The sequence below is a fragment of the Burkholderia sp. BKH01 genome (genome assembly GCF_025685725.1).
Classification (GTDB): Bacteria; Pseudomonadota; Gammaproteobacteria; order Burkholderiales; family Burkholderiaceae; genus Burkholderia; species Burkholderia pyrrocinia_C.
On record NZ_JAOTQT010000062.1, the window covers coordinates 1 to 516 of the forward strand.

General features: G+C 55.6%; 2 protein-coding genes. Both read right to left on the reverse strand.

Annotation, left to right across the window (positions count from 1 at the left end; genetic code table 11):
- Positions 1-30 precede the first annotated feature (30 nt).
- A complete protein-coding gene (locus tag OEJ37_RS34805; protein ID WP_263349526.1) occupies positions 31-333 on the reverse strand; it encodes a hypothetical protein in 303 nt (100 codons plus the stop codon).
- The coding region (locus OEJ37_RS34810) for a hypothetical protein (RefSeq protein WP_263349529.1) at positions 317-516 on the reverse strand (200 nt) is incomplete at its 5' end. The genes OEJ37_RS34805 and OEJ37_RS34810, both read right to left, overlap by 17 nt.

Below are 516 nucleotides of genomic sequence, written 5' to 3' on the forward strand. Positions count from 1 at the left end.
AGTCGATCTTGTGCATGTGACGTCGACCTTCTATTCGATGTCACCACAGCCCATTGGGCAGCAGTCCGGATCAATACCATGGGCACAGCAACCAGCTTCATCCATCAGACGCTGGCTCTGCGCGAGCTCCCCAGCCGTGGCCCAGCCAAGTCGCTTCGCAATTTCGATGGCTTCTGGTCGATGGGCCTCCGGCAGGCTGTTGAGTGCCTGATTGACGGCACCACTGAAACTTCGTTCATAAATTTCGTACCCCAGGCCGCACGAGTTGTTGGCCTGTTCGGCCATCGTCTCGCAGGCCTGATTCCAGGCTAATTTGTCAAATTCGGTGCTCATCTAAGCTTTCATGTGTTGCTGCTTCATGTTCGTGTTGCTGATCGAGCTGGTCCGCTGTGGCATTGCCGGCAAAGGCAGCAATCTGGAATGGCCAAAGCACCTCCAGGCCCAGCAGAAAACTCTCAAGTTGAGCTTCATCGCTGGGCCGCCGCACGACAATCGTCATCAGCTGATCCTCCAAAC

Bases quoted from the DNA above. Each gene is read 5' to 3' on its own strand.
- OEJ37_RS34805 (WP_263349526.1), bottom strand. From the start codon at position 333: ATGAGCACCGAATTTGACAAATTAGCCTGGAATCAGGCCTGCGAGACG.